This is a genomic window from Nocardioides sp. AX2bis (genome assembly GCF_902506435.1).
GTDB lineage: Bacteria > Actinomycetota > Actinomycetes > Propionibacteriales > Nocardioidaceae > Nocardioides.
Map to the genome: position 1 here is coordinate 2,440,304 of NZ_LR733215.1, position 24,452 is coordinate 2,464,755.

At 74.2% G+C, this 24,452-nt stretch carries 23 protein-coding genes; 4 read left to right on the forward strand and 19 right to left on the reverse strand.

The window, feature by feature from the left end; translation table 11 throughout:
• The 19 genes from GV155_RS20735 to mraZ all read right to left on the reverse strand — a co-directional run.
• On the reverse strand, positions 1-252 hold a 252-nt coding region (locus GV155_RS20735; RefSeq protein ID WP_236554277.1), incomplete at its 3' end, for a DivIVA domain-containing protein.
• 129 nt (positions 253-381) lie between these two features.
• Positions 382-675 carry a YggT family protein gene (locus tag GV155_RS11670; RefSeq protein ID WP_160008111.1) on the reverse strand — a complete coding sequence of 98 codons (294 nt, stop codon included), beginning with the start codon at positions 673-675 and terminating at the stop codon, positions 382-384.
• 9 nt (positions 676-684) lie between these two features.
• Positions 685-1,206 (reverse strand): cell division protein SepF, encoded by a 522-nt coding sequence (locus GV155_RS11675; RefSeq protein WP_160008113.1) that lies wholly within the window; start codon positions 1,204-1,206, stop codon positions 685-687.
• A 61-nt stretch (positions 1,207-1,267) separates the two neighbouring features.
• On the reverse strand, positions 1,268-1,969 hold the full coding sequence (locus GV155_RS11680) for a YggS family pyridoxal phosphate-dependent enzyme (RefSeq protein ID WP_160008115.1): 702 nt from the start codon (positions 1,967-1,969) through the stop codon (positions 1,268-1,270).
• Positions 1,966-2,661, reverse strand: a complete 696-nt coding sequence (gene pgeF, locus GV155_RS11685; protein ID WP_160008117.1) for a peptidoglycan editing factor PgeF — start codon at positions 2,659-2,661, stop codon at positions 1,966-1,968. The genes GV155_RS11680 and pgeF overlap by 4 nt, the downstream gene beginning before the upstream one ends.
• A 3-nt stretch (positions 2,662-2,664) precedes the next feature.
• Positions 2,665-3,894 (reverse strand): cell division protein FtsZ, encoded by a 1,230-nt coding sequence (gene ftsZ, locus GV155_RS11690; protein WP_160008119.1) that lies wholly within the window; start codon positions 3,892-3,894, stop codon positions 2,665-2,667.
• Between the two features lie 232 nt (positions 3,895-4,126).
• Positions 4,127-4,921, reverse strand: a complete 795-nt coding sequence (locus GV155_RS11695; RefSeq protein WP_160008121.1) for a cell division protein FtsQ/DivIB — start codon at positions 4,919-4,921, stop codon at positions 4,127-4,129.
• Entirely contained in the window at positions 4,918-6,336 is a 1,419-nt protein-coding gene (gene murC / locus GV155_RS11700) for a UDP-N-acetylmuramate--L-alanine ligase (RefSeq protein ID WP_160008123.1), read from the reverse strand. Before murC ends, GV155_RS11695 begins: the two co-directional genes overlap by 4 nt.
• A complete protein-coding gene (gene murG / locus GV155_RS11705) occupies positions 6,333-7,457 on the reverse strand; it encodes an undecaprenyldiphospho-muramoylpentapeptide beta-N-acetylglucosaminyltransferase (protein WP_160011241.1) in 1,125 nt (374 codons plus the stop codon). Before murG ends, murC begins: the two co-directional genes overlap by 4 nt.
• 5 nt (positions 7,458-7,462) lie before the next feature.
• Entirely contained in the window at positions 7,463-8,737 is a 1,275-nt protein-coding gene (gene ftsW / locus GV155_RS11710; protein WP_160008125.1) for a putative lipid II flippase FtsW, read from the reverse strand.
• A 40-nt stretch (positions 8,738-8,777) separates the two neighbouring features.
• Positions 8,778-10,283: a UDP-N-acetylmuramoyl-L-alanine--D-glutamate ligase gene (gene murD / locus GV155_RS11715; protein ID WP_442938841.1), complete on the reverse strand. Its 1,506-nt coding sequence runs from the start codon at positions 10,281-10,283 to the stop codon at positions 8,778-8,780.
• Complete coding sequence (mraY, locus tag GV155_RS11720; RefSeq protein ID WP_160008127.1) at positions 10,265-11,335, reverse strand: phospho-N-acetylmuramoyl-pentapeptide-transferase; 1,071 nt, start codon at positions 11,333-11,335, stop codon at positions 10,265-10,267. Before mraY ends, murD begins: the two co-directional genes overlap by 19 nt.
• Positions 11,332-12,753 carry a UDP-N-acetylmuramoyl-tripeptide--D-alanyl-D-alanine ligase gene (locus tag GV155_RS11725; RefSeq protein WP_160008129.1) on the reverse strand — a complete coding sequence of 474 codons (1,422 nt, stop codon included), beginning with the start codon at positions 12,751-12,753 and terminating at the stop codon, positions 11,332-11,334. Before GV155_RS11725 ends, mraY begins: the two co-directional genes overlap by 4 nt.
• Positions 12,750-14,255 carry a UDP-N-acetylmuramoyl-L-alanyl-D-glutamate--2,6-diaminopimelate ligase gene (locus GV155_RS11730; RefSeq protein WP_328820825.1) on the reverse strand — a complete coding sequence of 502 codons (1,506 nt, stop codon included), beginning with the start codon at positions 14,253-14,255 and terminating at the stop codon, positions 12,750-12,752. Before GV155_RS11730 ends, GV155_RS11725 begins: the two co-directional genes overlap by 4 nt.
• A gap of 95 nt (positions 14,256-14,350) precedes the next feature.
• Positions 14,351-16,183 (reverse strand): peptidoglycan D,D-transpeptidase FtsI family protein, encoded by a 1,833-nt coding sequence (locus GV155_RS11735; RefSeq protein WP_236554279.1) that lies wholly within the window; start codon positions 16,181-16,183, stop codon positions 14,351-14,353.
• A 23-nt stretch (positions 16,184-16,206) separates the two neighbouring features.
• Positions 16,207-16,830, reverse strand: a complete 624-nt coding sequence (locus GV155_RS11740) for a hypothetical protein (protein ID WP_160008131.1) — start codon at positions 16,828-16,830, stop codon at positions 16,207-16,209.
• The gene (gene rsmH, locus GV155_RS11745; RefSeq protein ID WP_160008133.1) at positions 16,827-17,843 is read right to left on the reverse strand and encodes a 16S rRNA (cytosine(1402)-N(4))-methyltransferase RsmH; all 1,017 of its coding nucleotides are present in this window, start codon (positions 17,841-17,843) and stop codon (positions 16,827-16,829) included. The genes GV155_RS11740 and rsmH overlap by 4 nt, the downstream gene beginning before the upstream one ends.
• 8 nt (positions 17,844-17,851) lie before the next feature.
• Positions 17,852-18,022 carry a hypothetical protein gene (locus GV155_RS11750; RefSeq protein ID WP_160008135.1) on the reverse strand — a complete coding sequence of 57 codons (171 nt, stop codon included), beginning with the start codon at positions 18,020-18,022 and terminating at the stop codon, positions 17,852-17,854.
• Positions 18,023-18,317: 295 nt separating this feature from the next.
• A complete protein-coding gene (mraZ, locus tag GV155_RS11755) occupies positions 18,318-18,740 on the reverse strand; it encodes a division/cell wall cluster transcriptional repressor MraZ (RefSeq protein WP_160008137.1) in 423 nt (140 codons plus the stop codon).
• Between the two features lie 120 nt (positions 18,741-18,860).
• Between mraZ and GV155_RS11760 the strand changes: the two genes are divergently transcribed.
• Genes GV155_RS11760 through GV155_RS11775 form a run of 4 tightly spaced genes read left to right on the forward strand, consistent with a single transcriptional unit; the run spans position 18,861 to position 24,440 of the window.
• Positions 18,861-20,069 (forward strand): AAA family ATPase, encoded by a 1,209-nt coding sequence (locus GV155_RS11760; protein ID WP_160008139.1) that lies wholly within the window; start codon positions 18,861-18,863, stop codon positions 20,067-20,069.
• A 4-nt stretch (positions 20,070-20,073) separates the two neighbouring features.
• Positions 20,074-21,582 (forward strand): CpaF family protein, encoded by a 1,509-nt coding sequence (locus tag GV155_RS11765; RefSeq protein WP_236554280.1) that lies wholly within the window; start codon positions 20,074-20,076, stop codon positions 21,580-21,582.
• Between the two features lies 1 nt (position 21,583).
• Positions 21,584-23,521: a type II secretion system F family protein gene (locus tag GV155_RS11770; RefSeq protein WP_160008141.1), complete on the forward strand. Its 1,938-nt coding sequence runs from the start codon at positions 21,584-21,586 to the stop codon at positions 23,519-23,521.
• Between the two features lies 1 nt (position 23,522).
• Positions 23,523-24,440: a type II secretion system F family protein gene (locus GV155_RS11775; protein WP_160008143.1), complete on the forward strand. Its 918-nt coding sequence runs from the start codon at positions 23,523-23,525 to the stop codon at positions 24,438-24,440.
• Positions 24,441-24,452: the final 12 nt, after the last annotated feature.

The window sequence follows — 24,452 nt, forward strand, 5'->3', positions numbered from 1 at the left end:
CGGCTCCGGGGTCGGCTTCGACACGGGGGCTGCAGCCGCAGGCGTGGCCTTCGTCGGCGACTCGTCGGACCCGGAGTCGGCGCCCTGCGCGGAGGCGAGCTTGGCGCGGAGGTCGTCGTTCTCCTTGGTGAGGCGGGCCAGCTCGGCCTCCACCTCGTCCAGGAACTGGTCGACCTCTCCCATGTCGTAGCCCTCACGGAGCCGGACAGGCGTAAAGCGCTTGTTGCTCACGTCCTCAGGCGTCAGCGGCATGACCTCACCCAATTCGTTCTCGAAGCTCACGTTGTCGGGGCCGGTGGCCCTCGGTCGGCGCCGTCCGCAGGTCGCGGCGGACGCCTCGGCAGACAATAGCGCCTGCGTGGGGCCGGTGTGACCAGGGAGTCAGGAGAGCAGCAGCGAGCGGTTCAGCGACTGCAGGATCAGCGCACTGATCAGCACGATGATGAACGACAGGTCCAGGGCCACGCTGCCCAGCCGCAGCGGCGGCACCACCTTGCGCAGGGCCTTGATCGGGGGGTCGGTGACGGAGTAGACGACCTCCAGCGCCACCAGCAGCGGACCGCTGGGCGACCACGAACGCGCGAACACCTGGACCCAGTCCACGACGAACCGGATCCACATGCACGCGATGAACAGCCAGAGGACGGCCTCGATGACCTGTCCGACGATCTGCAAGGAACAGCCTCAGCTCTGGTTGAAGAACCCGCCCTCGGCGATCCGCTGCTTGTCCTCAGCGGCGACCGAGACGTTGGGCGGGGAGAGCAGGAACACCTTGTTGGTGATGCGCTCGATGCTGCCACGCGTGGCAAAGACCAGCCCGGCGGCGAAGTCGACGAGACGCTTGGCGTCCGCGTCGTCCATCTCCGAGAGGTTCATGATCACCGGCGTGCCGTCGCGGAAGTTCTCCCCCACGGTGCGGGCCTCGTTGTAGGTGCTGGGGTGCAGCGTGGTGATCACCGACAGCTCCGCGACGGTGCCGATCGGGGCGCCCGCGGGACCGGGCGTCGCGACGGGGCCACGGCCCCGGCGCTCGGACAGGTCGGCGACGGCGGCCGGACGCGGCTCGCGGGTGCGGGTCTGACGACCGGCACCGACGGCGGCGGGCTGCTGGTCGGTGTGGCTGTCCTCGAGGTCGTGCTCGTCGTACCGACCGGTGTCCTCGAGCAGGCCGAGGTACTCGCCGATCTTGCGCATTCCGCCGCTCATGAGATGAACCTTCCGCTACGTCGGTCGCGCCAGACGGCGGCGCTCCCAGGTGGTGTGGACACTACGCGACCGACGGCCGCGATCCGAGGATGGCGGAACCCACGCGTACGCGTGTCGCTCCGGCCATCACGGCGACCTCGAGGTCGCCGCTCATCCCGGCCGAGAGCTCCTCGGCGCGGGGGTGCTGCTCACGCAGCCGGGCGTGCAGCCCGGCCAGCAGGTCGAAGGCGCGGGCGGGGTCGCCGTCGTTCGGCGCCACCGCCATCAGGCCGCGCAGGTGCAGGCCCTCCGCGGCCTCGACCGCGTCGGCGAGGGCAGGCAGGTCGTCGGGGTCGGCACCGGCGCGCTGGTCGGCGCCGGGCGGGTCCAGGGAGACCTGGACCAGCACGTCGACCTCACGGCCCTCCCGCTCGGCACCCCGGGCCAGCGGGGCCACGAGCTTGACGCGGTCCACGGACTGCACCACGTCGGCCCAGGCCACCAGGGCGGCGGCCTTGTTGCTCTGCAGGCCGCCGACGAAGTGCCAGCGGAGACCGAGGTCGGCCAGCTCCTCGCGCTTGGCCAGGGCCTCCTGGTGCCGGTTCTCGGCCACCTCGGTCACGCCGAGGTCGGCCAGGAGGCGGACGTCGGAAGCGGGGAAGAACTTGGTGACCACGGTCAGCGCGACGTCGCCGGGGTCACGGCCGGCGTCGCGGCAGGCCCCGGCCAGGCGCTCGCGCACCCGGTCCAGGCCTGCGGCCAGCTCGTCGGCACGGGTGCTCACGAGAACCACACCAGGCCGGCCAGGCGTCCGGAGTCCGCGCCGTCGCGCCGGTAGGACGGCAGGGCCGGCTCCTCCCGGGTGCAGCCGCCGACGTCCACGACCTCGACGCCGGCCCGGTCGAGCTGGGTCCGGACACCACGGCCGACGTCGACCGACGGCGTGCCCCAGCTCGTCTCGGCCCAGGCCTCGGGGACGACGGCACAGACCTCGTCGCGCATCGCGGCCGGGACCTCGTAGCAGGAGCCGCAGACGTGCGGCCCCACCCAGGCGTGCAGGTCACCGCGGGTCGCCCCCCGGGCCTCCATGGCCTCGACCGCTCGGGTGGTCACGTCCAGCACCATCCCGCCGCGACCGGCGTGGACGGCCCCGACCACCCCGGCGACCGGGTCGGCGAGGACGACCGGGACGCAGTCCGCGGCACGGACCATCAGCCCGACGCCCGGGGTCGTGGTGACCAGGGCGTCCGCTGTCGGAATGCCGTGGTGGGGCGGAGCGGGAGCGGGCCGGTCGACGACGACCACCTCCTCGCCGTGCACCTGGCTGAGGCAGGCGAAGGCGACCCCGCACTCCTCCTGCAGCCGGCCGAGGTCGTCGGCGAACCCCGGCCGGCGGCCGGCGAGGTCGAGGCTGGCGTCGGTGAAGGCGACGTCCACGCGCACCCCGCCCTCCACCGACCCCCGGAACCAGAACACCGACTACTTCAGGAAGTCCGGGACGTCGAGCTCGTCGTCGTCGAACTGCACCGGCCGCGGGGCCGGGCGCTCGGGCTGACGCTCGGGCTGACGCTCGGGCTGGCGGTCCTGCTGGGCGGGAGCCGGCGGTGCGGTGCGCTGCTGGGCCACGCCGACCGGCTGTGCCTGACGAGGCTGCTCGGTGCGCTGCGGGGCCTGCGTGCGCGCCGGCGCGGGCGCGCGCACCTCGGCCGGCTGCGCCTTCGGCTCGCGACGCAGCACGGTGCCCTCGTCACGACGCTTGGGCTGTCCCCCGTCGAAGCCGGCGGCGATCACCGTCACCCGCACCTCGTCGCCCAGGGCGTCGTCGATGGTCGCGCCGAAGATGATGTTGGCGTCGACGTGGGCGGCCTCGGCGACCAGGGCGGCGGCCTCGTTGATCTCGAAGAGGCCGAGGTCGGAGCCGCCGGCGATGGAGAGGAGCACGCCGTAGGCGCCGTCGATGGAGGCCTCGAGCAGCGGGCTGCTCACGGCCATCTCGGCCGCGGCGACCGAGCGGTCCTCGCCACGCGCCGATCCGATGCCCATCAGGGCGGAGCCGGCGTTGGCCATGACCGACTTGACGTCGGCGAAGTCGAGGTTGATCAGCCCGGGGGTGGTGATCAGGTCGGTGATGCCCGAGACGCCCTGGAGCAGGACCTGGTCGGCCTGCTTGAAGGCGTCGAGCACCGAGACGTTGCGGTCGCTGATCGAGAGCAGCCGGTCGTTGGGGATCACGATGAGGGTGTCGACCTCCTCGCGGAGCCCGGCGATGCCCTCCTCGGCCGAGTTGGCCCGACGACGCCCCTCGAAGGCGAACGGGCGGGTCACGACGCCGATGGTCAGCGCGCCCAGCGAGCGGGCGATGCGCGCCACGACCGGCGCGCCGCCGGTGCCGGTGCCGCCGCCCTCGCCGGCGGTGACGAAGACCATGTCGGCGCCCTTGAGCACCTCCTCGATCTCGTCGGCGTGGTCCTCGGCAGCCTGTCCCCCGACCTCGGGGTTGGCGCCGGCGCCGAGGCCGCGGGTGAGCTCGCGGCCGATGTCGAGCTTGACGTCGGCGTCGCTCATGAGCAGGGCCTGGGCGTCGGTGTTGATCGCGATGAACTCGACGCCCTTGAGCCCGATCTCGATCATGCGGTTGACGGCGTTGACCCCGCCACCGCCGATGCCCACGACCTTGATGATGGCCAGGTAGTTCTGTGCAGCTGCCACGGCGGCTCCACCTCTCGTGGTTGCTTGGTTCCGGGTGCGGACGATGGGGACTGTGCCGACGAGGACCGGGGAAGCCTGCAGCTGACAACTGTGACCCTCTGGTGGAGGGTTATAGTTATGTCAACCTCGTCGTGGTGAAGAACCTAGGCAGCGCGCCGCCGCACCCCGCGCAGACACGCCGCCGTGTCGACATATTTCTTCGCGGCACGCCGGACGGACGCTGCGGCAGGGATCAGCCGCGGGTCGTGGGCAGGCCGGGGACGCTGACGTCGTACTCCGCGGCCCCGCCCTCGCGCAGCAGCGCGGCGAGCACGGCGGCCTTCTGCTCGGACTGGGCGGCGCTCCCCCACCGCACCAGGGCCCCGGCGCGCAGCTCCAGGGTGATCTGGTCGACCGTCTCCACCTCGAGGTGGTCGACGGCCGCGGCGAGGTCGTCGGGCATCGCCCCGACCACGCCGGCGGCCTCGGCCAGCGCCTCCGGCCCGACCTCGCGCGACGTCTCGACCCGCGGCAGCCCGGAGTCCGGGCCGACCGGTGTCAGCACGGTGCCCTCCTCGTCAAGGCCCCGCAGCTCCTGCCCGACCGCGACGGCCGCGACCGGCTCGCGCTCGACGACGTCGATCACGACCGTGCCGGGCCACGACCGGGTCACCTCGACCTCGCGGACCAGGGCCAGGCTGCCCACGCGCAGGCGTACGGACTCGAGGTCGGCGGTCGCCAGCGGGCCTCCCGTCGGCACGGCCGCGGCCTCGGTGACCTGGGCCGCCGACAGGGTCTGCTCACCGCGGACCTCGACCTCGGAGACCGCGAGCCAGCTGGAGAAGTAGACGGCGTGGACCGCACCCGCGACCAGGGCGGTGACCACCAGGAACGCCAGCACCAGCCGCCACACGCGCCAGCGGCGACGCCACTGGCGGCGGGCGAAGCGGCGGCGGCTGCGCTCGACCTGCCGGGCCCGGCGCGCCTGCTCCGGGGAGGGGGTGACGGCCCGGCCGCTGGTCTGCGTCCGGTCGGTGAGGTCGGTCATCGCTCGTCCTCCCCCAGCCGGGCGAGCACGCGCGGCCCGAGCCGGGTCACGTCACCGGCGCCGAGGGTCAGCACCAGGTCGCCCGGGCGGGCGCTGGCCGCGACGGCGTCCACCGCGGCGTCGTGGTCGGGCTCGAAGTGCACGTGGACGGACGGCAGCGGGACGGCGTCGGCCACCAGCGCACCGGTGACGGCGGGGTCGGCGTCCTCGCGGGCGAGGTAGACGTCGAGGACGACCACCTCGTCGGCCGCGCCCAGCGCGTGGCCCATCGCGGCGCCGAGCAGGCGGGTGCGCGAGACCAGGTGGGGCTGGAACACCACGAGCAGCCGACCGGTGCCGGCGACGGCGCGGGCGGCCTCGAGGTCGGCGGCGATCTCGACGGGGTGGTGGGCGTAGGAGTCGTAGACCCGGACGCCGCCGGCCTCCCCCTTGGGCTCCATCCGGCGCTGCGTGCCGGTGAACGAGGCCAGGCCGCGGGCCAGCGCCTCGAACGGGTGGCCCAGGCGCAGGCCCACCGTGAGCGCGGCCAGCGCGTCGACGACGTAGTGCCGCCCGGGGATGGCCAGCACGACCCGGCCCAGCTCGACCCCGCGGTCGACGACGGTGAACGCCGAGGTCGTGCCCTCCAGGACGAGGTCGGTGGCGCGCACCTCCGCGTCGGGGTGCTCGCCGACGGCGACCACGGTGCGGCCCTGGGCGCGCTGGCGCTCGGCGAGCCGGGCGGCCCCGGCGTTGTCGACGCAGGCGACCAGGAAGCCGTCGGGGTCGACGCGGTCGGCGAACTCGTCGAACGCCGCGGCGTACGCCTCCTCGGTCCCCCACTGGTCGAGGTGGTCGGACTCGACGTTGGTGACCAGCGCGGCGTACGGGTGGTAGACGAGGAACGCGCCGTCGCTCTCGTCGGCCTCGGCGACGAAGTCCCCGCCGGAGCCGTGGTCGGCGTTGCGGCCGGTCGCCGAGAGCACGCCGCCGACGGTGTAGGACGGGTCGGCCCCGGCCTCGAGCATCGCGACGGTGAGCAGCGAGGTGGTCGTGGTCTTGCCGTGCGTGCCGGCCACGGCCAGCAGCCTCCGGCCGCGCAGGACGGACTCGAGGCCGGCCGAGCGCGGCAGCAGCAGCAGGCCGCGCCGGCGCGCCTCGAGCACCTCGGGGTTGTCCTCGCGGGCGGCCGTGGTCACGACGACGGTGTCGGCGTCGCCGAGGTGGTCGGCGGCGTAGCCGTGGTGCAGCCCGACGCCGACCTCGCGCAGGGCCGGCAGGAAGGGCGTGTCCTGGTCGTCGCTGCCGGTCACCGGGAGGCCGCGCTGGGCCATCACGCGCGCGATCGCCGACAGCCCGGCACCGCCGGCCCCGACGAAGTGGACCCGGCCGAGCTCCTCGGCGGCGGGCACCTGCTCCGGCACGGGCAGCCTCATGCGCCGCCCCCGCCGCGCCCGCCGCCGGCGGCGACCTCGAGCACGATCCGGGCCAGCCGCTCGTCGGCGTCCGCGGGCACCAGCGTGGACGCGGCCCGGCCCATCACGGCCAGCTTGTCGGGGTCGGCCAGCAGGCCCGGTACGGTCGCGCTGACCCAGCCGGGGTCGAGGTCGGCGTCGTCGACCAGGAGGGCTCCCCCGGCGCTGACGACCGGCTCGGCGTTGCGGCGCTGCTCGCCGTTGCCGATCGGCAGGGGCACGAACACCGCGGGCAGGCCGACCGCGGCCGCCTCGGCCACGCTGTTGGCGCCGGCACGGCAGATCATCAGGTCCCCGGCGGCCAGCAGCAGGTCCATCCGCTCGACGAACCGCTCCACGACGTACGCCGGGCCGTCGCCGCCGTCGCGGCGGGAGGGGCGCGCGACGTCGTCGGGCACCTCGCCCTTGGCGCCGATGACGTGCAGGACCTGCACGCCCGAGAGCCCGAGCAGCTCGGCCGCGCCGGACACGGCCTGGTTGATCCGCCGGGCGCCCTGCGAGCCGCCGGTGACGACCAGGGTCGGCACGTCGGGGTCGAGGCCGAAGAAGGCCCGGGCCTCCTCGCGGACCGCGTCGCGGTCGAGCCCGGAGATCATCCGGCGCAGCGGCAGCCCGACCACCTCGGCGTGGCGGAGGTCGGTGCCGGGGAAGCTGACCGCGACCCGCCGGGCGACGCGCGCACCCACCTTGTTGCCGAGGCCGGGCAGCGCGTTCTGCTCGTGGACCACGACCGGCAGCCGCCGGCGCCGCGCGGCGAGGTAGGCCGGCACCGAGACGTAGCCGCCGTAGCCGACGACGACGTCGGGACGCACCCGGTCGAGCACCTCGCCGGCCGCCTTCGCCGCGGCGCGGACGCGCCCGGGCACCTTGAGCAGGTCGAGGGACAGCGAGCGGGGCAGCGGCACCGGCGGGACGAGCTCGAGGGGGTAGCCGGCGGCCGGGACGACCTGGTTCTCCAGGCCCCGCGGGGTGCCCAGGCAGGTGATCTCGACGGTCGGGTCGAGCCGGGTCAGGGCGTCGGCGGTGGCCAGCAGCGGCGAGGTGTGGCCGGCGGTGCCGCCACCGGCGAGCAGGACGCGCACCACGCTCACCGCCTCGCCATCAGGCCGGAGGAGGCACGGCGGCGGCGTGCGGCCAGCGCCGCGGCGGCCTCGGGCTCGCGCCGGGCGAAGCCGACGAGCAGGCCGAGCGCCGCCAGGGTCGGCACCAGGCCGGAGCCGCCGTAGGAGACCAGGGGCAGCGGGATCCCGATCACGGGGAGCAGAGCGAGCACCATCCCGACGTTGACGATCATCTGGCCGATCAGCCAGACCACGATGCCGAAGGTCGCGTAGCGCACGAACGGGTCCGTCGTGCGGCGCGCGATCCCGAGCGCGGCCCAGGCCAGGGCCAGGAAGAGACCGATCACGAGCAGGGTGCCGACCAGGCCGAGCTCCTCGCCGAGGACCGCGAAGATGAAGTCGGTGTGGGCCGCGGTCAGGGTGCCCCACTTCTGCTGGCTCGCCCCGATCCCCTCGCCGAACCAGCCGCCGCTGGACATCGCGTACAGCCCGTGGGCGGGCTGCCAGCCGGCGTCGTAGTAGTCCTGGAAGGGGTCCAGGAAGTTGGTCAGCCGCTTGAGCCGCTCGGCGTTGGTGGCCGCGAGCACGCCCGCCACCACGCTGACCAGGCTGAGCGAGAGCACGAAGAGGCGGGCCGGCGCCCCGACCACCCAGAGCATGCCGAGCAGGATCGCGAAGAAGACCATGGCGGTGCCGAGGTCGCGGCCGAGCACCACCAGGCCGGTGGCCAGGACCATGCCCGGGACGACCGGCACCAGGACCTCGTGCAGGCTGCCGAGGCGGCGCTCCTTGTTGGCGTAGATGTGCGCGGCCCACAGCACCAGGGAGAACTTCGCGATCTCCGAGGGCTGGATCAGCAGCGGCCCGACGGCCAGCCAGTTGGTGTTGCCGTTGACCTCGACGCCCAGGAAGGCCGTCATCAGCAGGAGCACCAGTGAGAAGGAGAAGGCGGGGTAGGCCAGGTTGCGGACCAGGCGGTGCGGCAGGCGGCTGGCCAGGAACGCGACCGGCAGCCCGACCGCGGCCCACATCAGCTGGCGCCGCACGATCGAGTACGAGTCCCCGGTGTCGGCGAAGGCCTGCACGCTGGAGGCCGAGAGCACCATGATCAGCCCGATCGTCAGCAGCAGCGACGCCGAGCCGATCAGCACGTAGTAGGTCGTCAGCGGGCGGTCGAGGGCGTCGCGCAGGGACCGCACCCACGGCACCCACGGCGCGCGGCGCAGCGGGGCCCGGACCCGGTCGGCCGGGCCGTCCGCGGGGGCGGCGACCGACGGACGCTCCGGCTGCACGGTGGTCATCGTGTGCCTCCTCGTCCTCGGTCGTCTCAGGCTGGTCTGGTCAGCGGTCCTCGGCGGTCCGGGCCCGCACCGCGGCGGCGAACGCGTCGCCCCGCGCGGCGTAGGAGGTGAACTGGTCCATCGAGGCGCATCCCGGTGCCAGCAGCACCGTGTCCCCGGCGACGGCCAGGTCGGCCGCCGCGGCGACGACCCGTCCCATCAGGTCCGCTCCACCGTCGTCTCGCGTGGACCCATCCTCGCGGGCCTCCACCTGTCGGACCGGCACATCGGGAGCGTGTCGCGAAAGCGCCTCGGCGATCAGGGCGCGGTCGCGGCCGATCAGCACGACGCCGCGCAGGCGTCCGCGGACGGCCTGGACGAGGTCGTCGAAGCGGGCGCCCTTGGCCAGACCGCCGGCCACCCAGACCACCGGCTCGTAGGCCATCAGCGAGGACGCCGCGGCGTGCGGGTTCGTGGCCTTCGAGTCGTCGACCCAGACGACGTCGCGGTGGCGGGCGACCTCGGTGATCCGGTGCCCGTCGGGCCGGAAGGCGCGCAGCCCGTCGCGGACCGCGACCTGGCTGACGCCGTGGGCCCGCGCCAGCGCGGCGGCGGCCAGCGCGTTCGAGACGTAGTGCGGGGCGTCGGAGGCGAGGTCGCCGACGGTGCACAGCTCGGCGGCGCTGGTGGCGCGCTCGGGGATGAAGGCCCGGTCGACCAGGATGTCCTCGACCAGGCCGAGCATGCCCACGGCGGGCATCTCGAGGCCGAAGCCGACCGCGCGGGCGCCCTCGACGACGTCGGCGTCGCGGACCAGCTGCTCGGTCAGGGGCTCGGCGGTGTTGTAGACGCAGGCGTCCTGCACGTGCTCGTAGACGCGGGCCTTGTCGGCGGCGTAGTCGGCCATCGAGGAGTACCAGTCCAGGTGGTCCTCGGCGATGTTGAGGACCACCGCGGCCTGCGGGCTCATCGACCGCGTGTAGTGCAGCTGGAAGCTGGAGAGCTCCACGGCGAGGACGTCGTACGGCTCGGGGTCCATCACGGCCTCGACCACCGGCAGCCCGACGTTGCCCACGGCCAGGCTGCGCAGGCCACCGGCGCGCAGGATCGTGTCGAGCATCTGGGTGGTGGTGGTCTTGCCGTTGGTGCCGGTGACGCAGAGCCACGGGGTGGTGTGCTCGGGGTGGCGCAGCCGCCAGGCCAGCTCGACCTCGCCCCAGACCGGGATGCCGCGGGCACGGGCCTGCGCCAGCAGCGGCGCGCTCGGACGCCAGCCCGGCGAGGTGACGACGAGGTCGACGTCGGGCGGCAGCTCGGCGGTCGAGCCGGCGCCGAGGCGGACCTCGGCGCCGAGGATCTCCAGCAGCTCGGCCTTCTCGGCGCGCTCCTGGTCGCCCTCGGACTCGTCGACGGCGAGCACGGAGGAGCCGAGGTGGGTCAGGTTGTCGGCGGCGGCGAAGCCGGAGACACCGAAGCCGGCGACGACGGTGCGCACGCCCTCCCAGGAGTCGAGGCGGCCGAGGGCGTCGGGGTCGCGGGACACGGCGCTCACAGGCGGGCCACCCACTCGGCGTAGAAGATCCCGAGGCCGGTGGCCACGAAGAGGCCGGTGATGATCCAGAACCGGACGACCACCGTCACCTGCTCCCAGCCGAGCATCTCGAAGTGGTGGTGCAGGGGTGCCATCCGGAAGACCCGCCGTCCCTTCGTCGCCTTGAAGAAGCCGACCTGGATCATCACCGACAGGGTCTCCAGCACGAAGATCCCGCCGAGGACGACCGCGAGCAGCTCGGTACGGGTCAGGATCGCCAGGCCGGCCAGCGCGCCGCCCAGCGCGAGCGAGCCGGTGTCGCCCATGAAGATCGCGGCCGGCGAGGTGTTCCACCACAGGAACCCGAAGCAGGCCCCGGTGATGGCCGCGGCGACCACGGCCAGGTCGAGGGGATCGCGGACGTCGTAGCAGAAGGAGCCGGGGTTGGACTCGCACAGCTGGTTGTTCTGCCAGATGTTCACCAGGGTGTAGGCGCCGAAGACCATCACGCTGGCACCGGTGGCCAGGCCGTCGAGGCCGTCGGTGAGGTTGACGGCGTTGGAGAAGCCGGTGCTGATCAGCCACATCAGCAGCAGCGCCAGGACCGTCGGCAGGACCAGCCACTCCAGGTCGCGCAGGAAGCTCACGCTGTGCGAGGCGGGCGTGCGGCCGTACTCGTCCTCGAGCCAGGGCGAGAGGGCGAGCAGCCCGAAGACCAGGGCGACCGAGGTCTGCCCGATCATCTTGGCCTTGCTGCGCAGGCCCAGGCTGCGCTGGCGGTAGATCTTGATGAAGTCGTCGAGGAAGCCCACCGCCCCCATCCCGACGAACAGGAAGAGCAGCAGCAGCGCCGAGGCCGACGGGGCCTCGAGGGTGATCAGCTTGGCCAGGCCGTAACCGACCACCGTGGCCAGGATGATGACCACGCCGCCCATCGTGGGGGTGCCGCGCTTGGTGTGGTGGGTGGTCGGTCCGTCGTCGCGGATCTCCTGCCCGTAGCCGCGGCGGGTGAACAGGGTGATCGCGACTCGGGTGCCGAGCAGCGAGATCAGCAGGGCGAAGCCACCACCGAGCAGGATCGCTCTCATCGGGCGCTCATCGGGCCAGGCCCCTCTCCGGTCGGGTCGTGGGTGCCGCCGGCCGCCGGGTCGGGCCCGACGAGCGCTGCGGCGACCTCCTCCAGCGCGGCGCCGCGGGAGGCCTTGACCAGGACGGCGTCCCGGGCACCGGCATTCTCCCTCACCCAGGCGGTCGCCTCGTCACGGCTCGCCACGACCACGACCTCGCCCTCCCAGCCGGCCACCTCGCGGGCGCCGTCGGCCAGGGCGGGGGCGTCGACGACGAGCAGCACGTCGGTCCCGCGCTCGGCGGCGGCGCGGCCGACGTCGCGGTGGGCCTGCGCGGCGCCGGGGCCGAGCTCGAGCATCTCCCCCAGCACCGCCACCGCGCGCCGACCCGTACGGCGTCGGATCGCGGCCAGGGCGTCGAGCGCGGCGAGCATGGAGGCGGGGTTGGCGTTGTAGGAGTCGTTGAGCACCACGAGCCCGTCGGCCCGCTCGGTCAGCTCCATCCGCCAGCGCGACGCGGCGCGCGCGGTGGCGAGCGAGGCGGCGACCGCGTCCAGCGGCACCCCGACGGCCAGGGCCATGGCCGCGGCGGCGGTGGCGTTGGCGACCTGGTGGGCGCCGACCTGGGCCAGCCGGACGGCGGCGCGGTCCGCGCCGTGGGCCAGCACGAAGGTGGGCCGACCGAGGTCGTCCAGCGCGACGTCGAGACCCGCCACGTCGGCCCCCGGACCGCCGAAGGTCAGCACGCGGGCCCGGGTGCGGGTCGCCATCGCAGCGACCAGCGGGTCGTCGGCGTTGAGCACCGCGGTGCCGCCGGGCGGCAGCGCCTCGACGATCTCGCCCTTGGCCTGCGCGATCGCCTCCGCGCTGCCGAACTCACCGATGTGGGCGGTGCCGACGTTGAGCACGGCGGCGACCATCGGCGGCGCGACCTCGCAGAGGTACGCGACGTGGCCGATGCCGCGCGCGCCCATCTCGACCACGAGGTGCTCGGTGCCGGCGTCGGCGCGCAGCGCGGTCAACGGCACCCCGAGCTCGTTGTTGAGGTTGCCCCTGGTGGCGACGGTCGGACCGTGGTCGGCGAGGACGTGCGCGAGGTAGTCCTTCGTGCCGGTCTTGCCCTGGGAGCCGGTGAGCGCCAGCGTCGGTACGCGGAGGTCGTCCAGGAGGTGGCGGGCCAGCCGGCCGAGCGCGACCACGGGGTCGTCGACGACCACCGTGGGGGCCGCGGTGGCCCGGCTGCCGAGCACCGCGTGGGCGCCGTCCGCATAGGCGTGGCCGTCGACGCGGTCACCGACCACGGCGACGTAGAGGCCGCCGGGCACCGGGTCGCGGCTGTCGAGGTAGGCCGGGGCGTCGACGACGACGTCGGCGTCGCGCGGGTCCGCGACCGAGCCGCCGACCACGCGGGCCAGCGCGTCGAGGCGCGACGGGGTCATCGGGCGTCCTCCTGCTCCGCCTCGGGGTCGGCGAGGAGCTCGCGGACGACGGCGCGGTCGTCGAAGGGGTGCATCGTCCCGGCGACCTCCTGGCCGGTCTCGTGACCCTTGCCGGCGACCAGCACCACGTCGCCGGGGCCGGTGCGGCCCAGGGCCAGGGCGATCGCCGCGCGTCGCCCGGCCACCTCCACGACCTCGGCGCGTGCGTCGGCGGCCCCGGCGAGCAGCGCGGCCCGGATCGTGGCCGGGTCCTCGGAGCGGGGGTTGTCGTCGGTGACCACGACCAGGTCGGCCAGGCGGCCCGCGGTCTCCCCCATCAGCGGGCGCTTGCCCGCATCCCGGTCGCCCCCGGCCCCCACCACGACCACGAGGCGACCGCGGGTCAGCGGGCGCAGGGTGCCCAGGGCGGCCTCGAGGGCGTCGGGCTTGTGGGCGTAGTCGACCAGCACGGTCCGCCGGTCGGCCCCGCCCTCCCCCACCTGCTCGAAGCGGCCCGGGACGCCGTCGGTGGACCCGAGCGCGGCGGCCAGCGGGCGCGGGTCCAGGCCGGCCTCGCCGGCCGCGGCGAGGGCGGCGAGGGCGTTGGCCACGTTGAAGGCGCCCGGCAGCGGCACCGTCGCGGGGACGGCGAGGCCGTCGGGGCCGCGGAGCACGAAGGTGGACGAGGCCGGGTCCGCGCGGACGTCCTCGGCCCACCAGTCCGCCGGGGCACCGGTCGCGGAGAAGGTGGAGACCGCCAGGCCCCGCTCGCGGCACAGCTCGACCAGGCGGCGTCCGTGCTCGTCGTCGACGTTGACCAGGGCGTGGCGGGCGCGGTCGGGGGCGAACAGGGAGGCCTTGGCGGCGAAGTACTCCTCGACGTCGGCGTGGAAGTCGAGGTGGTCGCGGCCGAGGTTGAGGAACACCGCGACGTCGAAGACGACCCCGTCGACGCGGCCGAGCACCAGCGCGTGGCTGGAGACCTCCATGGCGCAGTCGGTCACCCCGCGCTCGCGCATCAGCGCGAAGAGGGCGTGCAGGTCGGGCGCCTCGGGCGTGGTGAGTGCGGTGGGCACGTCCACGCCGTCCACGCGGGTGCCGACGGTGCCGACCACGCCGGCGTGGCGCCCGGAGGCCTGCAGCGCCGCCTCGAGCAGGCGGGTGGTCGTGGTCTTGCCCTGGGTGCCGGTCACGCCGACCAGGCGCAGCGCCGCGGCGGGGTCGCCGTGCAGGCGGGCGGCGAGACGCCCGAGGAGCCGCCGCGGCTCGGCGGTCACCAGGACCGGGAGGTCGGTCGGCAGCGGTGCGCCCAGGTCCGCGGCCGCCTGCGCCCCGGCGGGGTCGGTGAGCACGGCCACGGCGCCGGCGGCCACCGCGTCCGGGGCGAAGATGATGCCGTGCGCACGGGCGCCGGGCAGCGCGGCGTACAGGTCGCCGGGGGCGGCGCGCAGGGAGCTGAGCGTCAGGCCGGTCACGGCGTGCGCCCCGGGCCCGTCGGCGGGCAGCCGTGTGGTCTCGTCCAGCGGGCCGGCGAGGTCGGCGACCCAGGCGGCGACCTCGGCGGGGGTGCGCGGCGTGACCCGCACGGGACGGGCCCCGGAGACGTCAGGAGGAGGGGTCACCGGGCGAGGTTATCGTCGCCCGGTCCCCACTCGATGGCCACCTTCTCCGGCTTCGCGCCGGTCGGCGGGATGCCGTAGTGGCGCAGGGCGACGCCCATGATCTTGGCGAAGGCGGGACCGGCGGTCGAGCCGCCGCCCGAGCCGGCGCGGGGGTCGTGGACCGCGACGTAGACGGTCAGCCGCGGGTCGTCGGCCGGGGCGAAGCCGCCGAAGGAGACGGTCGTCGAGCCGTCGTAGACGCCGTCCTCGTTGACCCGCTGGGCGGTACCGGTCTTGCCGGCCACCCGGTAGCCGGGCACGGCGGCGGCGGGGGCCGACCCCTCGTCGGGGTCGAGGACCTGCTCCATCATCAAGGAGGTCTGGCGGGCCGCCTCCTCGCTGACCACGCGACGGCTGGTGGCCTGCTCGGTGCCGACGGTCGTGCCGCCGTCGGTCACCGCCGAGCCCTCGATGACGCTGGGGTCGACCCGCACGCCGCCGTTGGCGATCGTGTTCACGGCGGCGGTCATCTGCAGCGCGGTGACCGACAGGGACTGACCGAAGGCGATGCGCGCCTCCGCCGAGTCGGTCCAGTCCACGGGCTTCGGCAGCAGGCCGGGCTGCTCGCCGGCCAGGCCGATGCCGGTCTTGCGGGTGACCCCGAAGTCCTCGAGGTAGGACCGCAGCTGGCCCTTGCCGAACTTCTCCGCCGCCAGCACCGTCCCGATGTTGGAGGACTTCGCCACGATGCCGGCCGTGGTGAGCCTCAGCAGAGGGTGCTCCCAGTAGTCGTGGACCACGGTGCCGTCGTCCGTGGGCAGCTCGCTGGGCACGGAGAACTCCGTGTCCATCGTGACCTTGCCGGCGTCGATGAGGGAGGCCATGGTCAGCACCTTCTCCACCGACCCGGGCTCGTAGACGTCGGTGACGGCGCGCGACTTGTAGAGCTCCTGGTCCGGGGTCGCCTCGGGGTCGCTGGCGTCGTAGGTCGGGTGGTCGGCCAGGGCGAGCACCTCGCCCGAGCTCGAGTCCATGACGATGGCGATGCCGGACTCGCCGCCGGCCTTGCGGACGGTGTCGCGCAGCGCGCGCTGGACGTACCACTGCAGGTTGGCGTCGAGCGTCGTGGTGAGGTCCTGGCCGTTCTCCGCCTCCTCCAGGGTGCTCTCGCCGAGCGGGAGGCGGTTGCCGTCGCCGACCTGGTAGCGGGCCTCGCCGTCGTGGCCGGCCAGCCAGTCGCCGAAGGTGGCCTCGAGGCCGGCCAGCGGACGGGCGCGGCCCGACTCGGAGGGGCGTCCGAGGAAGCCCAGCACGTTGGCGGCGACGTCACCGGCCGGGTAGGTGCGGATCGGGTCGTCGCGGGTGGTGAGCCCGACGAAGCCGGCCTCGGTCGCCTCGTCGACGACCCGCTGCGCCTGCGCCGCGGGCAGCTGGCGGGCGACGTACTGGAACTGGCTGTCCGGCACCCGCAGCCGCTCGAGGGTCTCGACGTAGTCGAGGTCGAGCCGGCGGGCCAGCAGGGTCGCCAGCGCCGGGGCCTGGGCTGCGGTCAGCTCGGGGTTGGCGATGACCATCAGGCCCGCGACCGAGTCCGCGAGGGGCTCGCCGTCGCGGTCCAGGATCTCGCCGCGGGTCGCGGGCAGCGTCACGACCGCGGTGCCCTCGGCGGCGGCCATCGCGGCGTACGAGTTGGGGTCCAGGCCCTGGAGCTGGACCAGGCGGCCGGCGAAGACCGACAGCACGACCGCGATGATGAGGAAGCCGATGCGCAGCCGGAACGGGCTCGAGCCCCGGGCCGTGCCCAGCCGGGGTCGGGCCGCCCGCGGGCTGCTGGTCCGGGTCCGTCGCACGCGTCCGCTCCTGTCCGGGCTGCTCACTGGCCGTCCTGCCCGTCCTGCTGGTCCCGCTGCGGGGACCGGTCCTCATTACTACCGTCGTCGCCACGCGACCCCGACGACGACGCGCCGTCGGCACGGGCCTCGTCGCCACCGGTCCGGTCGGGCGTCGGCTCCGGCGCGGCGGAGGGCAGGGTGCCGTACGGGTTGGGGGCCGGCGCCGGCTCGATCGAGAACCGGTCGGTCTCGACCGCGGCCACGCGCTCGCCGCGGACGTCGCCGTCGAGGGTCAGGAAGGTCGGGACGGTCGGGATGACCATGCCCATCTGCTGCGCGCGCTCGGCGATCCGCTGGGGGTCGCGCTGCTCGGCGATCTCCATCCGCAGCGCCTGCTCCCGGGCGCCGAGGGTGTCGGCCTCGGCCTCGAGGGCGGTGGTCGCGAAGGACGCCTGCTGCAGCGAGGTGTTGAAGAGGAGCAGCCCGACGACGCCGGTCAGCAGGATCAGGCTGACCAGGCCGATGAACGGCACCCGGGCCGGCGGCCGGGCCGTGCGCGGGACCACCCGGAGCCGGGCGCGCTCGACGGCGTCGCCGGCCAGGCGCGGCAGGCGCTGCCGACCGGTGGGCTGTCGGGAGGGACCGTGCGGGGCTGGGCTGCTCATCGGGGTGCTCCGTGGGTCGGGGGCGTACGTCGGGCATCGCGCGGGTGACCGGCGACGGGGGGCCGGTCGGGGTGGAGGCGCTCGGCGGCGCGCAGCCGGACCGAGGCGGCGCGGGGGTTGGTCGCCTGCTCCTCGTCGTCGGCCTTCTCGGCCCCGCGGGTCAGCAGCCGCAGCGGCGGGTCCTGGCCCTCGGGGACGAACGGCAGGTCGTCGGGGACGTCGAGGCGCGTGGCGGCGGTCAGGACCTGCTTGACGAGCCGGTCCTCCAGGGAGTGGTAGGCCTCCACGACGATCCGGCCGCCGACACCGAGGCTGGCGACCGCCGCGGGCATCGCGCGGCGCAGCACGCCGAGCTCGTCGTTGACCTCCATCCGCAGCGCCTGGAAGGTGCGCTTGGCGGGGTGCCCGCCGGTCCGGCGCGCCGGGGCGGGGATCTCGCGGTAGAGCAGCTCGACCAGGGCCTGCGAGGTGGTGAAGGGCGCCTGCTCGCGCTGCCGGACGATCGCGCCGGCGATCTTGCGGGCGAACTTCTCCTCGCCGTAGTCGCGCAGGACCCGGGTCAGCTCCCGCGCGTCGTAGCCGTTGAGCACGTCGGCGGCGGTCGGGCCGGTCGAGGCGTCCATCCGCATGTCGAGGGGGGCGTCGACGGCGTAGGCGAAGCCGCGCTCGGCGCGGTCGAGCTGCATCGAGGAGACCCCGAGGTCGAAGAGCACGCCGTCGGCGTGGTCGAGCCCGAGCTCGGCCAGGACGTCGGGGATCTCGTCGTAGACCGCGTGGACGCCGGTGAACCGGTCCCCGTGCACGGCGAGGCGCTCCCGGGCCAGGTCGAGCGCGCTGCGGTCGCGGTCGACGCCGATCACGCGCGCCTGCGGGCACCGCTCCAGCACGGCCTCGGTGTGCCCGCCGGCGCCGAGGGTCGCGTCGACCAGGACCGCACCCGGGCGGTCGAGGGCGGGCGCGAGCAGGGCGACGACCCGGTCGAGCAGGACCGGGGCGTGGGCGGGGGCGGCCATCGTCGCGGTCAGCTGCCCGGGGTCAGCAGGACGGAGACGAGCAGGAGGGCCAGCGCCAGCGCCAGCGAGGTGCCCAGCGAGAACACCATCAGGGCCAGCGCGTCACGCGCCTGGTGCCGCACGCGGCGCACCTCCGGCGCGGCCGGACCGGCCACGGGGGTGAGGCGTGTGCTGCTCATGATCTCGACCCTGCTGCTCGGTGACGGGGGTGCTGGTCGTGCTGGGCGTGCGGGTGGTGCCGGTCGTACGGGTGCTGCTGGTGGAGCCGCAGGGCCAGGTCTCCTGTCCGCCTCGGCGGGGAAGAGGCAGCGCGCCTGGAGCCGGGGAAGGTGCCCCAGGAGGTGCTGCCGGGACCGGGGCGGACCAGAGACCTGGCCCTGCGGTTCGGGGTGTGGAGTTGTCGACGGTGCTGGGGTGAGGTGCTGGGTGGTGCGTGGGTGGGGCGCCGGTGGGGACCTCAGCGCTGGGAGCGGGTCACTCGTCGTCCTCGTCGAGGTCGACGTACTCCGGCAGCGCCTGCTGCTCGTACTCGCGCCAGCGCTCGGGGTTCCAGATCTCGAGGCGGTCGCGGGCACCGATGACCACGACGTCGCGGTCCAGCCCGGCGAAGTCGCGCAGCGTGGTGGGGATGGAGATGCGTCCCTGCTTGTCCAGGGCACCCTCGGCGCCGCTGGAGAAGAGCATGCGGGTGTAGGCGCGGGCGGACTTGCTGGTCAGCGGACGGGAGGAGACCCGGTCGGCCTCGGCGTCGAAGACGTCCTGGGGCCACACCACCAGGCACTGCTCCTGTCCCTGCGTCACCACGAGCCCCTCCGCGAGCCGGTTCCTGAACTTGGCCGGGAGGAAGAGCCGGCCCTTCTCGTCGAGCTTCGGGGTGTAGGTGCCCATGAAGTGCATGAGCAGTCCTTCCCGGTCGCCCCACGAACGTGGCCTCTTCCTCCACTTCGCTCCACAGTACTCCACTTTGCCCCACCGTCAACCACTCTTCCCCACCACTCCCCCCAGGACCGTGACCTGATGCCCGTGCTGGTCGAACCCGACGCCACCCGCGTCGCCGAGCTGCTCAAGCTGCTGCCCGCGGGCACGCAGGCCGTCGAGGACGTCGAGCGGATGCACGCCTGGCTCGTGCGCCACCCCGACGAGTACGTCGCGCTCCTCGGCCCCGGCGTGCCCCTGGCCCTGGTCACGGACCTCTGCGAGCGGCTGCGGGTGGACCGCCCGACCGTCAGCGTCGTGCTGGTGCGCGAGGTCATCGACGCGCCGCTGCTCAGCCAGGCCATGCGGGCCGGTGTCCGCGACGTCGTCGAGACCCACGACGACCAGGCCGTGGGCGAGGCCGTTCGCCGCGCCCACCAGCTGCACACCGCCCTGCGCGGCCCGGGCGGGGCCACCCGGACCGGCACGGTCACGACGGTCTTCTCCCCCAAGGGCGGGGTCGGCAAGACCACCCTGGCGGTCAACCTGGCCCTCGCGCTGGCCGACCGGGGCGCCCGCCGCGTCTGCCTGGTCGACCTCGACCTCGGCTTCGGCGACGTCGCGATCACCATGCAGCTCTTCCCGACCCACACCATCGAGCAGGCCATCGGCGCGGAGTCCGTCCTCGACGCCGCCCAGCTCGACGGGCTGCTCACCCGGCACGCCGACTCCCTGATGGTGCTCGCCGCGCCGGCCCACCCCGACGTGAAGGAGCGGATCACCCCGGCCCTGGTCTCGAGGATCCTGCGCACGCTGCGCGAGAGCTTCGACCACGTCGTCGTCGACACCGCCCCGGCCTTCGACGACGCCACCCTGACCGCGCTCGACGAGACCGACGAGTGCGTCCTGGTGACCACCCTCGACGTGCCGACGCTGAAGAACGTCAAGGTCGCGCTCGAGACCATCGACCTGCTCGACGTCGCCCCCGGCCACCGCCACCTGCTGCTGAACCGGGCCGACGACGCCGTCGGCATCGACGTCGAGAAGGTGGAGGCGATCCTGGGCATGCCTGTCGAGGCCCGGATCGCGACCTCGGTCGACGTCGCAGCGAGCACCAACACCGGGATCCCGATCGTCGCCGCCAGGCCCGACCACCCGACCAGCCAGGCCGTCCGCGACCTCGCCCGCACCCTGCTCGGTGGGGAGGCCCCGGTCCCGGGCTCCTCCGAGGGCGCCGGGGTCCCCGCCGGGGACGCGGGCCCCGACCATCCCGGCCACGCCGGCCAGCGCCGGTTCCGGCGACGGAAGTGAGCCAGTGAGCACCCTCGCCGACCGCCTCGCCGCCGCGCGCCAGGCCACCGAGACCGACCCCGGTCGTACGCCCGCGCCCGCCGACCGGCCCGCCGACGGGACCGCCGAGGCTGTCCTGCGCTCCGTCGCCGAGCCGCTGCCCGCCGCCCCGGCCGCCCACGCGAGCTCCACCACAGCCGCCGCCACCGCCGCGACCGCCGGGGGCGGGCTGCAGCAGCGCCGCGCCCAGGCCGGCCAGAGCGACCCGGTCGAGGAGCTGAAGTCGCGGGTCCACGCCGAGCTGCTCCAGCAGCTGGGGCCGCACCTCTACGACGCCGACCTCGAGGAGTCCGAGCTCGCGCGTCGGGTGCGCAGCGTGCTGTCGGACCTGCTCTCGACCCAGGACCGGCCGATCAGCGCCTCGGACCGCCAGCGGGTCACCCAGGACATCACCGACGACATCCTCGGCTACGGCCCGATCGAGCCGTACCTGCGCGACCCCGACGTCTCCGAGGTGATGGTCAACGGACCGGACTCGATCTGGCTGGAGAAGTCCGGACGGCTTGTCGCCGCCGACGCCGTCTTCGACGACGAAGACCACCTGCGGCGCACGATCGACAAGATCGTCTCCCGGATCGGGCGACGCGTCGACGAGTCCAGCCCGATGGTCGACGCGCGCCTGCCCGACGGCAGCCGCGTCAACGCGGTGGTCCCCCCGCTGTCGATCGACGGCTCGGCGCTGACGATCCGCAAGTTCGCCGCCGACCCGCTCACGGTCGAGGACCTGATCCGCTTCGGCTCGCTGACCCCGCAGACCGCGGACTTCCTGGACGCCTGCGTGCGCGGCCGGCTCAACATCATCGTCTCCGGCAGCACCGGCGCCGGGAAGACCACCACGCTCAACGTGCTGTCGACCTTCATCCCGCACGACGAGCGGATCGTGACGATCGAGGACGCGGCCGAGCTGCAGCTCAAGCAGGACCACGTCGTACGCCTGGAGTCCCGGCCCTCCAACATCGAGGGCAAGGGCGCGGTGACCATCCGCGACCTGGTCCGCAACAGCCTGCGGATGCGACCCGACCGGATCATCGTCGGCGAGGTCCGCGACTCCTCCGCCCTCGACATGCTCCAGGCGATGAACACCGGCCACGACGGCTCCATCTGCAGCCTGCACTCCAACGGCCCGCGCGACACCCTCTCCCGGATGGAGACGATGGTGCTGATGGCCGGGATGGACCTGCCGATCCGCGCCATCCGCGAGCAGGTCGCCTCCGCGGTCGACCTGGTGGTGCACCAGACGCGGTTCAAGGACGGCACCCGCCGGATCACCCACCTGACCGAGGTCGAGCGGATGGAGGGTGACGTCATCACGCTCCAGGACATCTTCCTCTTCGACACCTCCGCGGGCTTCGACATGGGCGGGCGCACGCTCGGCACGCTCCGGGCGACCGGGCTGCGGCCGTCCTTCCTGGAGAAGATGTCCCACGCCAACGTGACGGTCGACCCGATGCTCTTCCACAGCGACCGGATCTGACGTGCGTACGCCCTCCCGTCTCCTGCCGACCGTGCTTCTCGGGGCCGTGGTCGCGCTCGTGGCAACGCCCGCGACGGCCACCGACCTGGGTGCGCCCGTCCAGGGCGCGATCAGCTACGTCGAGCCCGGCGCCGACGCGCTGTCGGTGCTGGTGTCGCTGCCGGCCGGGGCCGACGTCGACCTGGCCGGGGCGGAGGCCACCGTCGACGGTGTCGCCGCGGAGGCGGAGGCCTCCCCCGCCGACGAGGCCGGCGGCGACGAGGGCGTACGCCGCACCAGCGTGCTCGCGATCGACGTGAGCGACTCGATGTCCGGGGACCGGTTCGCCGCGGCCCAGGACGCGGCCAGGACCTACCTCGACAGCGTCCCGGTCGACGTCGAGGTCGGGGTCGTCACCTTCGCCGGCGCGGTCGACGTCGCGCTGGACCCGACCACCGACCGGGACGCCGCCCGCGACGTCGTGGACGCGCTGACCCTCTCGCGCGGCACCCTGCTGAACGAGGGCGTGCGCACCGCCGTCGAGCTGGCCGGGGCCGAGGGCCAGCGCTCGTCGATCGTGCTCTCCGACGGCGCGGACACCAGCGGTACGCCGCTGGAGGACGTCGTCGCCGCGGTCGAGGACTCCGGGGTGCACGTCGACGTGGTCTCGCTGGAGCGCGACGACGCCGGCGCCGAGGCGCTCCAGGAGGTCGCGACGGCCGGGCGCGGCTCGGTGGTCGAGGCCACCAGCGAGGCCCTGGCCGCGACCTTCGACGAGCAGGCCGCGGTCCTCGAGCGCCAGGTGCTGGTCGAGGTCGTCGTGCCGGCGGAGGTGACCGCCGAGCGGGCCACCCTCGCGGTGTCCTTCCCCTCCCCCACGGGCGACGTCGTCACCTCCTCCTTCGTGCCGGTGCGCGGCGCCGTGACGGCACCCGCCGTGACGGTGGCCGAGCCCGTCGTCGAGAGCTCGCTGCTGCCGCAGGTGCCGGCCGGCGTGCTGCTGCCGGCGGTCGTCCTCCTGGGCCTGGGTCTGCTCGGCGTGGCCTTCGCGCTCGTCCCGGCCGCGGCCGGCGCCCCCAGCGCCGGCGACCGCCTCGACCGCTGGGTCGTGACCACGCGTCGCGGTGGTGGGCCGGCCGTCGAGGAGAAGCCCGCCCGGGAGCCGATGCGCCAGCAGGCCGGGGCCGCGGCCGCGAAGCTGTTGAGCAGCACCGGGTCGCTGGAGGGCCGGATCGCCCACAAGCTCGAGCGCGCCGGCAGCGGGCTGAAGGCCCAGGAGTGGCTGGTCGTGCACGCCGGCATCGCGCTGGTGTCCGCGGTCGTCGGGGTCGTGCTCGGTGGCCCGTTGCTCCTCCTGGTCGGGCTCCTGCTCGGGGTGCTGCTGCCGTGGGTCTTCCTCGGGTTCAAGGCCGGCCGTCGTCGCAAGGCGTTCGACCGGGCCCTGCCCGAGACGCTCCAGCTCATCTCCGGCTCGCTCTCCGCCGGGCTGTCCCTCGCGCAGTCGATCGACACCGTGGTCCGTGACGGTGTCGAGGTGATCGCCACCGAGTTCAAGCGGGTGCTGGTCGAGACCCGGCTCGGCGTGCCGCTGGAGGACGCGCTCGACGGCGTCGCCAAGCGGTACGAGTCCAAGGACTTCGCCTGGGTCGTCATGGCCATCCGGATCCAGCGGCAGGTCGGCGGCAACCTGGCCGAGCTGCTCGACACCGTCGCCGCGACGATGCGGGAGCGGGAGTACATCCGCAGGCAGGTCTCGGCACTCGCGGCCGAGGGCAAGCTGTCGGCGGTCGTCCTGGCGGTGCTGCCCCCGGGCTTCATGCTCTACCTGCTGGTGGCCAACCGGGAGTACGTGATGGTGCTCTTCACCGACCCGCGGGGGCTGGTGATCTTGATCGGCGCCGCAGTGTGGCTCTCGCTCGGGATCTTCTGGATGAGCAAGCTCGTGAAGGTGGAGGTCTGAGGTGCTGCTCCTGCTGCTGGGCTGCCTGCTCGTCGTCGGCGCCCTCGTCCTGGTCGCTGCGGCCGTCGGCGGTCCCCGTCCCCTGGTCGGGGTCGACCGGTCCGTGGCCTACCTCGAGGCGCTGAACGCCGCGCCTGAGGAGATCCGCGGGGACGCCGATCCGCCGTTCGCCGAGCGGGTCCTCACGCCGATGCGCGGCCGTGCCCTCGCGCTCGGCCGACGGCTGTCCGGCGCCGACTCCGCCACCCGGATCCGCCGCAAGCTCGACCTGGCCGGCAACCCGCGCGAGTGGTCGGTCGACGCGGTCGTCTCGGGGAAGGTGATGGGGGCCATCGTGCTGTCCGTTGTCGCCCTCGCCGTCGCCCTGGTCGTCGGCACGTCCTGGCCGGTCACCCTGCTCGTCGTCGCCGGCGGCACGATCGCCGGGTTCTTCCTGCCCGAGCTCTTCCTCTACCAGCGTGCCTACGACCGGGCCGATCGGATGCAGCGCGAGCTGCCCGACGCCATCGACCTGCTCCGGATCAGCGTCGAGTCCGGCCTCGGCTTCGACGCCGCCGTCCAGCAGGTGGCGCGCAACCTCGAGGGGCCGTTGTCCGAGGAGTTCGCCCGGGTGCTGAAGGAGATGCAGCTGGGCCAGGGCCGGGCCGCGGCGCTGCGGGGCCTCGGGGAGCGGACCGACGTCGAGGACATCAAGGGTTTCGTCTCCGCCATGGTCCAGGCCGACTCCTTCGGCATCCCGGTCGCCCAGGTGCTGGAGGTGCAGTCCACCGAGATGCGGGTCAAGCGTCGCCAGCGTGCCGAGGAGAAGGCCCAGCAGGTACCGGTCAAGATCACCGTGCCCCTGATCTTCTTCGTGCTGCCCACCCTGTTCGTGGCAGTAATGGGTCCGGCCGCCCTCAGCATGATGGACAATCTCTGAGGACAGGGGGTC